This window comes from Dokdonia sp. LLG6352-1 (assembly GCF_045055815.1).
In the GTDB taxonomy this organism is placed as follows: domain Bacteria; phylum Bacteroidota; class Bacteroidia; order Flavobacteriales; family Flavobacteriaceae; genus Dokdonia; species Dokdonia donghaensis.
Map to the genome: position 1 here is coordinate 1,423,207 of NZ_CP159329.1, position 16,717 is coordinate 1,439,923.

The window sequence follows — 16,717 nt, forward strand, 5'->3', positions numbered from 1 at the left end:
TAAGAGTACACCGGATTAAAATAAAGCAATATGAAAAAATGTTTTAACACTATATTTGTTGTGTCATTGCTCATTTTAACGCTGAGTACAGTTCAGTTAAATGCCCAGCAAGACGCACAGTATACACAGTATATGTATAATACGTTAAGTATTAATCCTGCTTATGCGGGTTCACGTGGTGGTGTTAGTGTGCTGGGTCTTCACAGAAGTCAGTGGGTTGGTCTTGACGGCGCACCTCGTACACAAACCGCTTCTATCCATTCTCCTATAGGAGACTCTCAGCGTGTAGGTTTAGGTCTTAATATCGTTCAAGATGATATTTTTATCACCAGTGAGACCTATGTAGACCTTGCCTTTAGTTACTCAATACCTACATCAGATATTGGTAAGCTTAGTTTCGGATTAAAAGGAGGGGTACACTTATTAGATGTAAACTATTCAGAGGCTTCGCCATTTCAGAATGGTGATGCGCTTATTCAGAATAATATAGACAACCAGTTTTCACCTCAAATAGGAGTGGGGTTATTTTATTCTACAGATCGTTTTTATGCTGGTTTAAGTGCTCCAAATTTATTGGAGACCGATCACTTTGATGATAGCCAAAACACGAACGATCCTAATGCTACTTATCTCGCTACCGAGCGTATTAACTACTACCTCACTTCGGGTTATGTTTTTGATATTACTCCAGACTTTAAGTTAAAACCTGCTGCTATTGCAAAGTGGGTATCTGGAGCGCCACTACAAGTAGATGTTACTGCAAATGCTTTATTATATGATAGATTAACCTTAGGTGCTGCTTATAGGTGGAGTGCTGCTTTAAGTGGTCTTGTAGGTTTTCAGGTGACAGATAGTTTAATGATAGGCTTTGCTTATGATCGTGAGACTACCGAGTTACAACAGTTTAACAACGGTAGTTACGAGGTGTTTTTAAGGTTTGAGATTTTAAAGAAACCTAAGCGTTTGATTTCCCCTAGATTCTTCTAATTAGATATATTAATATTTTTTTGCTTTCGCGAAAGCGTTAGTTTAAATAGAGCTGACTAAAATTATTTTGTATGAAACAAAGATTACTAAAGAGCTTACTAGCATCAATAATGTGTTTGCTGTGCTTTACTGTTACGGCACAAGAGGGTAAGGTACGGGAAGCGACTGAAAATTTTGATCAATATGCCTTTGTAGATGCTCGTAATTTATATTTACGAGTTGCAGAGAGGGGTTTTAGATCACCAGAGGTTTTAAAGAAACTAGGTGATGCTTATTATCTCACTGCCGATTATAAGCAGGCTGCAAAGTGGTATGGTGAACTTTTAGGTTCAGAAAGTGATACGCTTGTTGCAAATGCTGAGTATTACTTTAGATATGCTCAGTCTCTTAAGAGTATGAAGCGCTATGATCTGGCAGATACTCAAATGGATATTTTCAATAGGTTAAATGGAGATGATTCTCGAGCAGAGCGTTATGTAGCCGAGCGTGATTACCTCAAGGAAATCGAAGCGCAGTCTGGTAGATATACCATTGGGAAGGTTTCTTTTAACAGTGAGCTTCAAGATTTTGGTCCTAGTTACTATGGTGAGGATCTTGTTTTTTCTTCAAATCGCGAAGTGGCTACTGGAGACTACATACACGATTGGAACGATCAACCTTTTTTAGATCTTTTTGTTGTAAGAGATACAGAGACTAATGATCCTACTATTAATCGTCTATCAGATGAGATAAATACTCCTTATCACGAGAGTACTTCTGTGTTTACAGAAAATGGAGATGTTGTTTACTTTACAAGAAATAACTATTCAAAGAAGACAAAGTTAAAGAGAGATGAGGATGGTACGACAAAGCTAAAGTTATATGTGAGTGAAAAATCTAATGATGGTTGGTCTGTTCCTGTAGAGCTTCCTTTTAATAGTGATGAGTTTTCTACTGCACACCCTGCTTTGAGTCCTGAAGAAGATATTTTATACTTTGCCTCAGATAGGCCTGGTACAAAAGGCTTAAGTGATTTATGGATGGTAACCATTAATGGAGATGGTAGTTATGGTGAGCCTGTAAATCTAGGCGATCGTATCAATACCGAGGGTAGAGAGACGTTTCCTTTTATCAGTTCAGATAACAAGCTTTTTTATGCTTCAGATGGGCATCTTGGTTTAGGAGGTCTTGATATTTTTGTTAGTAAGTTAGACGCGGCTGGTAGTATAGGAGATTCTTACAATGTAGGTAAGCCTGTAAACAGTAGTGCAGATGATTTTGGGTTGATATTAAACGAGGAGATAGGTACGGGTTATTTTGCCTCTAGCAGGGCTACAGGTCTTGGTAATGATGATATTTATAGTTTTGAGCGTAAACAAAAGTTGCTTACAGATTGTGCTCAGAATATTACAGGAGTTACAAAGGATGTAAAGACCGATAGGATACTTCCTCAAGCTACGGTAGAGTTACGCAATATTGCAAATGAAGTTGTAGGGACAAAAATAAGCGACAATGCGGGACGTTTTAGTTTTCCAGATGTAGATTGTAATACATCATACATAGTACGTGCTAGTAAGTCTTTATATGAGCCAGCAGAGGCCATAGTCAACACCACATCAGAGGTAGGGCTGGTTTTAAACAGAGATTTATACTTAAAACCACCATTAAAGATAGAGTTAGGAGACGATCTTGCAAAGACACTAGAGCTTAATCCTATCTACTTTGATTTTGATAAGCATAACATTCGTACAGATGCCGCATTAGAGCTTGAGAAGGTTATCGCAGTAATGAGGGAGTACCCAAGTCTTAAGATCGATGTACGCTCACATACAGATAGTAGAGCTCCAGATGCTTATAATATGAGTTTATCTCAGCGTAGAAATGTATCTACAATACGATACATAGTAGATCAAGGAGGTATTAGTATGTCACGACTTACTGGCAGGGGATATGGAGAGACCCAACTTACTAATGCTTGTGGTAATGGTATAGAATGTACTGAAGAGGAACACCAACTTAACAGAAGGTCTGAATTTATTATAGTGGCAAAATAAAAGTCATTTATACATAATTAAAAAAGCCTCGCTCAGAAATGAGCGAGGCTTTTTTAATGGGTAGTGTTTACCTAGTCTAGTTAATTCTTTTAAAGTCTTTTAGTCTAAGTTTTATGCCTTTATTGCACATAGATACCTACTGGCTTCAATTAAAAAACAAGTTTTTGTAAAAATTTTATAAAAAATTAAATAGAATTCTTGTCTAATTGTAATTTAAAACGCACTTAATCGTGTTTTATTAACTTTTTATCGATATTAAATATTTAAATACAGGTTCTTGGTTATATTAAAAATAACTTAATCTATCTTTCGAGTAAACTATGGCCAATTTTTTGGATTCACATAAAGTAATATTATAGTATTCGCTTATGAAATCACTACTACGTAATTTATCTTATCGGAACAATTTTAAAAATTCAATTTTTGGATTTTTATTACTTTCTTTCTTAGTATCGCAAGTCGGTAATGCACAATGTAACATTACAGTTATCTCTACATCTATGATATCTGCTTGTGATGATGGAGGTACTACTCCAGATCCTAGTGATGATACTTTTACTGCAGATGTAACAGTTACATTTGATATGGCTCCGGCTACGGGTAGTCTTGACATTACTGGTGATAATCTAAATGCTGTAACGGTTTTGGTTGCAGATTTAGATACGGCAACTTCACACACATTTCAAGATGTTCTGTTTACGGCAGATGGAATGCTCCAAAGTTTGACTGCTACATTCTCAGATGATGCAGCTTGTACTTTTACAGATCCTATGGCAGTTTCGGCTCCAGCTTCTTGTAGTCCTGATTGTATTATAAATGGTATAGTGGCAGATAATATCTCAATCTGTAATGATGGAGGTACACAAGGACCAGGTCAAGATGGTGATGATACATTTACTGCAGATATAACTGTAACATTTGATTTTCCGCCAACGACAGGAACCCTCAATTTAACAGGAGATAATGTTTTTGATCAATTTGAAGGTGTTGGTACGTTAGACTCTCCTACAAGTCATACGTTTGTGGGCGTTGTGTTTCCATCAGACGGAGGGCCGGTAGACTTAACAGCTGCTTTTTCTGATAGTACTTGCCCTTTTAATCTCCCTAATACATTTACAGCACCGTCGCAGTGTAGTGTGCCCGTTGGTGATGGAGGTTTAGTAATAGATAAGTCTCATTGTGATTGGGGGTATACTACAGATGATAGGTATAGAATACGTTATGAAGGAACTTTAACTAACACTGGGGCGAATCCGGTATACAACATAAATATTTCTGACGATTTGGGTACGCCATTTTTAGGTGACGCAAATATTGTGAATATAGTTTCAAGGTCTGCTGGGCCTTTAAGTTTAGGAGTAACTCCTAATGGCTCTTTTAATGGAACTACACAAGAAGATGTTATTATAATTGATACATTACAAGAGTTAGGTCCAGGAGAAAGTATTACTTACGCATTTTGTATTGAGGTAGATGCTGTTGCAGGTTTGGACGGAGCTACAGTTATTAATGAAATTTTTGCAACAGCAAATGATGCAGTGACTGGAGATCCTTATATAACGAGTGCTACAGATGTTGAGTTGTTTGAGGAAAACCTTTCTATATTGAGCGCTGGGCTTCAAGTAAATGATGCTACTCCTCCTATTAATACAGATGGGACTTCTGATTTTTTCTATACAATTACACTTAGAAACTCTGGTTCAGGTACAGCAAGTAATGTGCAATACGTAGATTCATTTGATCATTTGTTTAATTCAGGTATCCCAATCAATACATTTACTGTAACACAGCTTACAGGAACGTTAGCTGCAAATCCAGATTTCGATGGAGGCTCGGGAGTAATAGGTACCTCCACAAATCTTTTAGTTCCAGGTCAGAGTATGGCCTCTGGAGAGACAGCATCTTATAGAGTTGATTTGAATGTAGGGCCTACAGGAAATCAAACAGTAAGGAATACGCAAGGTGTTTTTTCTGGTGAAGATTCAAATGGAACGGCTGTTTCGGACATATCAAGAAGAAATACAACAGCAGAGCACGATGATGAGCAGTGTTTTTGTGATCAAACTCCGGTGCAACTTTTATTCACACCAATTCCTGTAATCACAAAAACAATTATTAATAATGATCCCGCTGGCACCTTGGGCAATAGAGATGTTACTTTTCAAATAGAAATTCAGAATGATCCAACGTCTCCGGTAGACATATTTAATTTACAAGTTGTTGATGATATTGAAGCGATGTGTCCTGGAAATATTGTAAGTATTGGGGCTCCACAAATAGTAACGTCAACAGCAACAGTAGATCCAGTGCTCAATGCCTTTTATACTGGACAAGGACTTAATAACATTTTTGAAAATAATACAGGTCAATTCGCTCCAGGCGAAAGACTTATTTTAACAATTGATGTTGAAATTACATTACCTTGTACTATGGAAAATGTAGCTACTTTCACGGCTACAGATCCAAATGGCACAGTAGTAGGGCCTGTCCAATCGTCTGTAATATTAAATAACCCTCCCGAGGCTGAAGATGATATTGATGTTACAAATGTTGATACGCCAATTACAATAGCTCCTTTAAGTAATGATTCTGATCCAGATATGGACCCTATTATTATAACCGAGGTTGATGGGATGCCTATTACAGAAGGTGGTGCGCCAGTGTTACTTTCAGATGGTACTATTGTAGAATATGTGGGTGGTGAGCTCATTATTACACCTCCTCCTGGAAGTAGTACTCCTATATCTTTTCCTTACACAGTAGCAGATCCTTTAGGTAATCAAGATACAGCAAATGTGTTTATTACGGTAAATACCTGTACAATTGCAATTATTTCTTTAGACAATATTAGTGCGTGTGACTCAGGCGGTACGACCGGTGATGCATCAGATGATACATTCACAGCAGATGTTATAGTCGAGTTTACAAATCCACCAGGGTTAGGTACTCTAGATCTAACTGGTGCAGGAATAAATGAGTTCGTTCCAGTGTCTTCAATACCAGCGGGTGCAACATCATACACGTTTTCTGGTTTAACCTTTGCTTCAGATGGTGCAGATGTTATTTTGACAGCAACATTTGTAAATCCAAGTGGCTGTACAGATACACAAGTAGCAGGTACAGCGCCAGATTCTTGTAGTGTTGCCGCCGCCGATGTGGGTATAACTAAAACATTAAATCAATCGGGACCTTTTGCCCCTGGAGATACGGTCTCTTGGAATATAGTTGTAAGTAATTTGGGAACAGATACAGCAACAAATGTATTTGTTACAGATACTCCTACAAATGTTACTATTACAGGAATAACTGGAGCAGGTTGTGTAACCTTCCCTTGTAATGTCGGGACAATATTGCCTAATTCACCATTTAGTGATGTGACTTTAATCGTGACAGGTACAATAGATGCTGCTGGACCTTTTACAAATATTACATCAGTTTCAGCAGATCAAGTAGATGGGAATCCTGCAAATAATGTGGATGATGGTACAGACGGAAATAACGATGGAATTGCAGTTGGTGAGGCAGATTTGGTTACTGTTAAAACCTTGGTAAGTGGTAATGCTACACCGGCGGAAGGAGATACAGTATCATTTACAATTACGGTTACGAATAACGGTCCAGATGATGCTACTAATGTTTCTTTAGTAGATGCAATCCCAGCAGGCCTTACTGCAACTGTCAATAACGGAAATACGGGAGGTGACGAGCCTTCTACATATACTGATCCAAACTGGACAATACCTTTAATAGGTAGCGGACAATTTGTTACTTTAACAATCGAAGGTGTTGTAGATGGTGGCGAAGATGGGAACACGATAACAAATACAACTACTGCGGCGTCAACACCAGATCAAACAGATCCTACTACTGCTGGAGATGATTTAAATGAAAGCGTAACAGTAGATGGGTGTATTGATACTGACGGTGACGGTGATTGTGATAGTACAGATCCAGATCCTAATGACCCTTGTAATTTCACTCCTGGAAGTATAGCTGATACTAGTAATCCAATATGGGCTGCTGCAGATTGTGATGGTGATGGTGATCCTAACGGTACTGATCCTAACCCTACAGATCCTTGTGATTTTAGTGCTGGTACTCCGGCTCCAACTAATCCTATGATGGCTGGTACTCCAGCTCAGAATGCATATGATATTTGGGCTGCTGCAGATTGTGACGGCGATGGTGTCACTAACGGAATAGAGAATGATACAAATGGTACAGATCCTTATGATACTTGTAGTTATTTACCCGGAAGTCAGGATTATACAATAACGACTACAGAATTTCAAGATGCAGATTGTGATGGCGATGGTGTAACAAATGGAAATGAAATTGACCCTGATGGAAATGGTGTTGACGATGGTAATGGAACAGATCCAACAGATCCTTGTGATTATGAACCTTTGCTAGTTACTCAAACACAAAGAGGAGACTGGTTAATAGCAGATTGTGATGGTGATGGTGATCCTAATGGAAGTGATCCAGATCCAATGAATCCTTGTGATTTTACACCAGGAACTCCAGTGCCAACAGATCCAATGATGGTTGGAACACCAGAACAGACAGCTTATGATATTTGGGCTGCTGCTGATTGTGATGGCGATGGAACACTAAATGGTACAGATACAGAGCCTTATGATCCTTGTGTAGACGATGGAACGATAGGCGATGAAGACACTACAAATCCAATCTGGCAAGCTGCCGATTGTGATGGTGATGGAGAGACCAACGGTACAGAAGATATGAATGGTTCAGATCCTTACGATCCTTGTAGTGTGAGTGGGGTACCAACAATACCAGCACCAGCAGATCCGAACTATGATGTTTGGGCGGCTGCAGATTGTGATGGCGATGGCGAGACCAATGGTGAAGAAGTAATGAATGGTACAGATCCGTTTGATCCTTGTAGTGTTACGACACCGACGGTTCAGGTAGATCCTATGGCTCCGGGTACTGCTGCTCAGAATGCTTATGATGTATGGGCTGCTGCAGATTGTGATGGCGATGGTGATCCAAACGGAACAGATCCAGCACCAGAAGATCCTTGTGATTTCACAGCAGGAAGTACACCAGATCCGACTAATGCGATTTGGCAAGCTGCCGATTGTGATGGTGATGGTACGCCAAATGGAGTAGATCCAGATCCACTTGATCCTTGTACGGATGACGGGGTGATAGGAGATGAAGATACGACGAATCTAATCTGGCAAGCTGCTGATTGTGATGGGGATGGAACACCAAACGGAACAGATACAGCGCCTTATGATCCTTGTGTAGACGATGGAACGATAGGCGATGAAGATACGACCAATGCGATTTGGCAAGCCGCTGATTGTGATGGTGATGGAGAGACCAACGGTACAGAAGATATGAATGGTTCAGACCCTTACGATCCTTGTAGTGTGAGTGGGGTACCAACAATACCAGCACCAGCAGATCCGAACTATGATGTTTGGGCAGCTGCAGATTGTGATGGCGATGGAGAGACTAATGGTGAAGAAGTAATGAATGGTACAGATCCATTTGATCCTTGTAGTGTAACCACACCAACGGTTCAGGTAGATCCTATGGCTCCGGGTACTGCTGCTCAGAATGCATATGATGTATGGGCTGCTGCAGATTGTGATGGTGATGGTGATTCTAATGGAACAGATCCAGCACCAGAAGATCCTTGTGATTTCACAGCAGGAAGTACACCAGATACGACTAATGCGATTTGGCAAGCTGCCGATTGTGATGGTGATGGTACGCCAAATGGAGTAGATCCAGATCCACTTGATCCTTGTACGGATGATGGTGTGATAGGCGATGAAGATACGACCAATGCGATTTGGCAAGCTGCTGATTGTGATGGCGATGGAACACCAAACGGTACAGATACAGCGCCTTATGATCCTTGTGTAGACGATGGAACGCTAGGCGATGAAGACACTACGAATCCAATCTGGCAAGCCGCTGATTGTGATGGTGATGGAGAGACCAACGGTACAGAAGATATGAATGGTTCAGACCCTTACGATCCTTGTAGTGTGAGTGGGGTACCAACAATACAAGCACCAGCAGATCCGAACTATGATGTTTGGGCAGCTGCCGATTGTGATGGTGATGGAGAGACTAATGGTGAAGAAGTAATGAATGGTACAGATCCGTTTGATCCTTGTAGTGTAACCACACCAACGGTTCAGGTAGATCCTATGGCTCCAGGTACTGCTGCTCAGAATGCTTACGATATATGGGCTGCTGCAGATTGTGATGGCGATGGTGATTCCAATGGAACAGATCCAGCACCAGAAGATCCTTGTGATTTCACAGCAGGAAGTACACCAGATACGACTAATGCGATTTGGCAAGCTGCCGATTGTGATGGTGATGGTACGCCAAATGGAGTAGATCCAGATCCACTTGATCCTTGTACGGATGATGGGGTGATAGGCGATGAAGATACGACCAATGCGATTTGGCAAGCTGCTGATTGTGATGGGGATGGAACACCAAACGGTACAGATACAGCGCCTTATGATCCTTGTGTAGACGATGGAACGCTAGGCGATGAAGACACTACGAATCCAATCTGGCAAGCCGCTGATTGTGATGGTGATGGAGAGACCAACGGTACAGAAGATATGAATGGTTCAGACCCTTACGATCCTTGTAGTGTGAGTGGGGTACCAACAATACCAGCACCAGCAGATCCGAACTATGATGTTTGGGCAGCTGCCGATTGTGATGGTGATGGAGAGACTAATGGTGAAGAAGTAATGAATGGTACAGATCCGTTTGATCCTTGTAGTGTAACCACACCAACGGTTCAGGTAGATCCTATGGCTCCAGGTACTGCTGCTCAGAATGCATATGATGTATGGGCTGCTGCAGATTGTGATGGTGATGGTGATTCTAATGGAACAGATCCAGCACCAGAAGATCCTTGTGATTTCACAGCAGGAAGTACACCAGATACGACTAATGCGATTTGGCAAGCTGCCGATTGTGATGGTGATGGTACGCCAAATGGAGTAGATCCAGATCCGACTGATCCTTGTACAGATGATGGTGTGATAGGCGATGAAGATACGACCAATGCGATTTGGCAAGCTGCTGATTGTGATGGCGATGGAACACCAAATGGTACAGATACAGCGCCTTATGATCCTTGTGTAGACGATGGAACGCTAGGCGATGAAGACACTACGAATCCAATCTGGCAAGCCGCTGATTGTGATGGTGATGGAGAGACCAACGGTACAGAAGATATGAATGGTTCAGACCCTTACGATCCTTGTAGTGTGAGTGGGGTACCAACAATACCAGCACCAGCAGATCCGAACTATGATGTTTGGGCAGCTGCCGATTGTGATGGTGATGGAGAGACTAATGGTGAAGAAGTAATGAATGGTACAGATCCGTTTGATCCTTGTAGTGTAACCACACCAACGGTTCAGGTAGATCCTATGGCTCCAGGTACTGCTGCTCAGAATGCATATGATGTATGGGCTGCTGCAGATTGTGATGGTGATGGTGATTCTAATGGAACAGATCCAGCACCAGAAGATCCTTGTGATTTCACAGCAGGAAGTACACCAGATACGACTAATGCGATTTGGCAAGCTGCCGATTGTGATGGTGATGGTACGCCAAATGGAGTAGATCCAGATCCGACTGATCCTTGTACAGATGATGGTGTGATAGGCGATGAAGATACGACCAATGCGATTTGGCAAGCTGCTGATTGTGATGGCGATGGAACACCAAATGGTACAGATACAGCGCCTTATGATCCTTGTGTAGACGATGGAACGCTAGGCGATGAAGACACTACGAATCCAATCTGGCAAGCCGCTGATTGTGATGGTGATGGTGAGACTAACGGTACAGAAGATATGAATGGTTCAGATCCTAACGATCCTTGTAGTGTTAGTGGTGTTGCTACGATACCAGCACCTGCAGACCCGAACTATGATGTATGGGCTGCTGCCGATTGTGATGGTGATGGAGAGACTAATGGTGAAGAAGTAATGAATGGTACAGATCCGTTTGATCCTTGTAGTGTTACGACACCGACGGTTCAGGTAGATCCTATGGCTCCGGGTACTGCTGCTCAGAATGCTTATGATGTATGGGCTGCTGCCGATTGTGATGGCGATGGTGATCCAAACGGAACAGATCCAGCACCAGAAGATCCTTGTGATTTCACAGCAGGAAGTACACCAGATACGACTAATGCGATTTGGCAAGCTGCCGATTGTGATGGTGATGGAACACCAAATGGAGTAGATCCAGATCCACTTGATCCTTGTACGGATGATGGTGTGATAGGCGATGAAGATATGACCAATGCGATTTGGCAAGCTGCTGATTGTGATGGCGATGGAACACCAAATGGTACAGATACAGCGCCTTATGATCCTTGTGTAGACGATGGAACGCTAGGCGATGAAGATACTACGAATCCAATCTGGCAAGCCGCTGATTGTGATGGTGATGGTGAAACAAATGGAGACGATCCAGAGCCATATGATCCTTGTATAGGAGTAGAATTGGCTAATGTTGATTTATCAGATAACAATACGGATTGGTATAATGCGGATTGTGATGGTGATGGTGTGCCAAATGGAGTTGAAGTAGATCCTGATGGAGACGGTACTGCCGGTCCTGATGGAACAGATCCGAGCGATCCTTGTGATTCAAATATAAGTGATGTTAGTTTACCACAAATGGGAGATTGGTTAATAGCCGATTGTGATGGAGATGGGACACCAAATAGTGTAGATCCAGATCCACTTGATCCTTGTGTAGACGATGGTGCGGTAGGCGATGAAGACACTACGAACCCAATATGGCAAGCTGCTGATTGTGATGGCGATGGAGTAAGTAATGGAGATGAGGCTGCTAATGGTACAGATCCATTCGATCCTTGTGATTTTGATCCTTCGTTAGTGACCTTATCACAGATGGGTGATTATTTTGATGCTGATTGTGATGGTGATGGAGTAACTAACGGTGATGAGATTGCTGATGGTACCGATCCAAATAATCCTTGTGACTTTGATGTTGCAAGTCAAGATGTGACTACGATAGCAGAGCCATTTATTTCAAGTGACTGTGATGGTGACGGCGAGACAAATGGAGTAGAGATAGCAAACGGAACAGATATATTCGATCCTTGTGATGTAACGGTTGCAACGATTCCAGATGCTGCAGATGAGAACTATGCTATATGGGCTGCTTCCGATTGTGATGGTGATGGAGTAAGTAATGGAGATGAGGCTGCTAATGGTACAAATCCATTTGATTCTTGTGATTTTGATCCTTCTTTAGTGACCTTATCTCAGATGGGTGATTATTTTGATGCTGATTGTGATGGAGATGGAGTAACTAACGGTGATGAGATTGCCGATGGTACCGATCCAAATAACCCTTGTGACTTTGATGTTGTAAGTCAAGATGTGACTACGATAGCAGAGCCATTTATTTCAAGTGACTGTGATGGTGACGGCGAGACAAATGGAGATGAGATAGCAAACGGAACAGATATATTCGATCCTTGTGATGTAACGGTTGCAACGATTCCAGATGCTGCAGATGAGAACTATGCTATATGGGCTGCTGCGGATTGTGATGGCGATGGAGTAAGTAATGGAGATGAGGCTGCTAATGGTACAGATCCATTCGATCCTTGTGATTTTGATCCTTCTTTAGTGACCTTATCACAGATGGGTGATTATTTTGATGCAGATTGTGATGGAGATGGAGTAACTAATGGTGATGAGATTGCCGATGGTACCGATCCAAATAACCCTTGTGACTTTGATGTTGTAAGTCAAGATGTGACTACGATAGCAGAGCCATTTATTTCAAGTGACTGTGATGGTGACGGCGAGACAAATGGAGATGAGATAGCAAACGGAACAGATATATTCGATCCTTGTGATGTAACGGTTGCAACGATTCCAGATGCTGCAGATGAGAACTATGCTATATGGGCTGCTGCGGATTGTGATGGCGATGGAGTAAGTAATGGAGATGAGGCTGCTAATGGTACAGATCCATTCGATCCTTGTGATTTTGATCCTTCTTTAGTGACCTTATCACAGATGGGAGATTATTTTGATGCTGATTGTGATGGTGATGGAGTAACTAACGGTGATGAGATTGCCGATGGTACCGATCCAAATAACCCTTGTGACTTTGATGTTGCAAGTCAAGATGTGACTACGATAGCAGAGCCATTTATTTCAAGTGACTGTGATGGTGACGGCGAGACAAATGGAGATGAGATAGCAAACGGAACAGATATATTCGATCCTTGTGATGTAACTATTGCAACGATTCCAGATGCTGCAGATGAGAACTATGCTATATGGGCTGCTGCCGATTGTGATGGTGATGGAGTAAGTAATGGAGATGAGGCTGCTAATGGTACAGATCCATTCGATCCTTGTGATTTTGATCCTTCGTTAGTGACCTTATCACAGATGGGTGATTATTTTGATGCTGATTGTGATGGTGATGGAGTAACTAACGGTGATGAGATTGCCGATGGTACCGATCCAAATAACCCTTGTGACTTTGATGTTGCAAGTCAAGATGAGACTACGATAGCAGAGCCCTTTATTTCAAGTGACTGTGATGGTGACGGCGAGACAAATGGAGATGAGATAGCAAACGGAACAGATATATTCGATCCTTGCGATGTAACTGTTGCAACGATTCCAGATGCTACAGATGAGAACTATGCTATATGGGCTGCTGCCGATTGTGATGGTGATGGAGTAAGTAATGGAGATGAGGCTGCTAATGGTACAGATCCATTCGATCCTTGTGATTTTGACCCTTCTTTAGTGACCTTATCACAGATGGGTGATTATTTTGATGCAGATTGTGATGGTGATGGAGTAACTAACGGTGACGAGATTGCAGCAGGAACAGACCCATTTGATCCTTGTGATTTTGATGTTGAGGATATTACTGTAACACAAACAACAGCGTTTTTAAATGCCGATTGTGATGGAGATGGAGTAACCAATGGTCAGGAAATTGCCGATGGTACAGATCCAAATGATCCTTGTGATTTTGATATTGTAAGTCAAGATATAACAATTGTGGAAGGCGATTATTTGGCTGCAGATTGTGATGGAGATGGAGTAACCAATGGTAATGAGATTGCGACTGGCACAGATCCAAATAATCCTTGTGAATACGATGCTTCAATCCAAGATGTTACAATGGTATCAACACTGTGGTTGGCACTAGATTGTGATGGAGATGGTGTTTCAAATGGAACGGAAATAAATGATGGAACTAATCCGCTTGATACTTGTGATTATTTAGAAGACAATCAGGATATCACAATAGTGACAGATGAATGGAACAATGCAGATTGTGATGGCGATGGTGTAACCAATGGTCAGGAAACTATAGATGGAACAGATCCTCTCGACGCTTGTGATTTTGATCTCGATAATCAAGATGTAACTATAGTAGGTGATATTTATTTGAATGCAGATTGTGATGGTGACGGAGTAACCAATGGTAATGAGATTGCGACTGGTACAGATCCAAATGATCCTTGTGAATATGATGCTTCAATCCAGGATGTTACAATCGTATCAACACTGTGGTTAGCACTAGATTGTGATGGAGATGGTGTTTCAAATGGAACGGAAATAAATGATGTAACTAATCCGCTTGATACTTGTGATTATTTAGAAGAGAATCAGGATATCACAATAGTGACAGATGAATGGAATAATGCAGATTGTGATGGCGATGGAGAACCAAACAGTTCAGATACAGATCCATTTGATCCTTGTGCTGGTGATACAGATATAGTAACTATTCCAGATCCAACGGATCCAAACTATGATGTTTGGGCAGCGGCAGATTGTGATGGAGATGGAGAGGTTAATGGAAATGATCCAGATCCATATGATCCTTGTATAGGAGGAAACATAGCAAATGTAAACCTGTTCGATAATAATTCAGATTGGTATATGGCAGATTGTGATGGAGATGGTGTAACAAATGGAATAGAAGTAGATCCTGATATGGATGGTACAGCTGGTCCTGATGGTACAGATCCAACCGATGCTTGTGATTACAATGTTGATGATGTTAGTTTACCGCAATCAGGAGATTGGTTAACAGCGGATTGTGATGGTGATGGTAATCCAAATGAAACAGATGACGATCCATTAGATCCTTGTGTTGATGCTGATCTTACTATGGTAGATCTTACGGATACAGATTCAGATTGGTATAATGCAGATTGTGATGGTGATGGGACTATCAATGGTGAAGATCCAGACCCATTAGATCCTTGTGCAGATAATGGAGTAATAGGTGATGAGGATTCAACAAATTCTATATGGGCATTAGCAGATTGTGATGGTGACGGAACTATCAATGCAAATGATCCGGATCCAAATGATCCTTGTGTTGATGATGGTACAATAGGTGATGAAGATCAAAACAACCCAATTTGGCAAGGTTCTGATTGTGATGGTGATGGTGTTTTAAATGGTCAAGAGGTTATTGATGGAACAAATCCATATGATTCTTGTAGTTACGATACCGCAAACCAAGATATCTCGATAGTGACATCTCAGTGGGAAATGCAGGATTGTGATGGTGATGGTGTAACAAATGGTGATGAAGTAACCGGTGGTACTGACCCTGTAGATCCGTGTGATTTTGAGCTTGATGATGTTAGTCTACCTCAATCACCAGCGTGGAATATGCTGGATTGTGATGGCGACGGAGTTACTAATGGTGATGAATTGGAAGACGGAACAAACCCATTAGACTTGTGTGATTACATATTAGATAGTCAGACTGTTACACCTAGCCAAGAATGGTTAGATACAGACTGTGATGATGATGGGACACCTAATGGTAGTGATAATAATACAGGTGATCCGTGTATCTTTGATTTAGATAACTTAGATCTAAGCACTATTTCTGAAGAAAACGCTTTAGCAGATTGTGATGGAGATGGCGTTACTAATATTGACGAGCTTGATCCTGATGGAGATGGGATGATAGGACCTAATAATACAGATCCAAATGACCCTTGTGACTTCAGTTTTGAGAATCAGTCTGTAGAACCAAGTGAAGAATGGAATGATCTTGATTGTGATGGCGATGGCGTTACTAATGGAGTAGAAATATTAGATGGTACTAATCCATTAGATCCTTGTGATTTAAATCCAGAAAATCAAGATATGACAGCTACAACTCAAGAGTGGAAAGATCTAGATTGTGATGGTGATGGTATACCTAATGGAGATGAATGTGGAGATGAAAATGGTAATGGTATAATTGACTTCTTAGAGGTTAACAATGGTAATCCTAATGCGACCGATGGTTTAGAGGTATTTGATATAATGACTCCTAATGGCGATGGTTTAAATGATGTATTTGTCATAAGAGGTATTAAAAAGTATCCAAACAATACTGTACGTATTTACAACCGTTGGGGAGTAGAGGTTTATGGAGTAAATGGTTATGGTCAGGATGGTCAGTACTTTAGAGGAGAGAGTAATGGTCGTGCTACTATAAACGGCGATCAGCTTTTACCAGTAGGAACGTATTACTACACTGTAGAATATACTAATGCTTCAGGTAAACTTCAGCAACTTGCGGGACCTTTATACTTAAACAGATAATAATAGATACTAATATTCGGTGTACTTGTA

Annotated in this window: 3 protein-coding genes; all 3 read left to right on the top strand. The window is 41.2% G+C overall.

Annotation, left to right across the window (positions count from 1 at the left end; all coding sequences use genetic code 11):
* The first annotated feature begins 30 nt into the window (after nt 1-30).
* The 3 genes from ABVM49_RS06365 (at nt 31) to ABVM49_RS06375 (ending at nt 16,687) form a co-directional block, all read left to right on the top strand.
* Complete coding sequence (locus tag ABVM49_RS06365; protein WP_021778014.1) at nt 31-987, top strand: type IX secretion system membrane protein PorP/SprF; 957 nt, start codon at nt 31-33, stop codon at nt 985-987.
* Between the two features lie 71 nt (nt 988-1,058).
* A complete protein-coding gene (locus tag ABVM49_RS06370; RefSeq protein ID WP_405203513.1) occupies nt 1,059-3,020 on the top strand; it encodes an OmpA family protein in 1,962 nt (653 codons plus the stop codon).
* A 368-nt stretch (nt 3,021-3,388) separates the two neighbouring features.
* Nucleotides 3,389-16,687, top strand: coding sequence for a gliding motility-associated C-terminal domain-containing protein (locus tag ABVM49_RS06375; RefSeq protein WP_405203514.1), 13,299 nt, complete (start codon nt 3,389-3,391; stop codon nt 16,685-16,687).
* Nucleotides 16,688-16,717: the final 30 nt, after the last annotated feature.